Genomic DNA, 628 nt, shown 5'->3' with positions numbered 1-628 from the left:
CATGGTTGGGAATGGGTCAACGACGACCACAGTGTCCATCTTGTTCAGTGCTTCACGCACCTCACGGCCACGGGTTTCGGTGTTGACAGACTGACCCCAGAAGAAGGCCAGACGGATATTATCTTTCTGGGCAATCTTGTTCTTGTCTTCCAACACACCGTCGTGCCAGCGGGAACAAGGGATACCGGCTGAAGTCTGTGGCTTCTGGCCCAAATACTCGCCTTGATCGAATCGGCTGCTGACCCAGGACGGATCCAGATCCCACACATTGCACCAGTGCGCCCAGGCGCCGGAAGTCAGACCATAGTAACCAGGCAGGTTATCGAACAGCAGACCAAAGTCAGTGGCGCCCTGTACGTTGTCGTGACCACGGAAGATGTTGGTACCGCCACCGGAAACACCCATGTTACCCAGAGCCAACTGCAGGATACAGTATGCGCGGGTGTTCGCATTACCTACGTGGTGCTGAGTACCACCCATACACCAAACGATAGTGCCAGGCTTGTGCTCGGCCATCATCTTGGCGACACGGCGCATCTGAGCCTCACCGACACCGGCAACATGCTCAACCTCGGCAGGGTTGTACTTCTTCACCTCTTCGCGGATACGTTCCATGCCGTAGACACGC

The 628-nt window shown here is 56.2% G+C and carries 1 protein-coding gene; it reads right to left on the bottom strand.

What is annotated here, in order from left to right; translation table 11 throughout:
- The coding region (locus IEX22_RS16250) for a molybdopterin-dependent oxidoreductase (RefSeq protein ID WP_229660107.1) at positions 1 to 615 on the bottom strand (615 nt) is incomplete at its 3' end.
- Positions 616 to 628: the final 13 nt, after the last annotated feature.

The sequence above is a fragment of the Tersicoccus solisilvae genome, from assembly GCF_014643255.1.
GTDB lineage: Bacteria > Actinomycetota > Actinomycetes > Actinomycetales > Micrococcaceae > Tersicoccus > Tersicoccus solisilvae.
The sequence above is the reverse complement of the archived record's forward strand: the minus strand, read 5'-3'. Positions and strand labels throughout refer to the sequence as shown.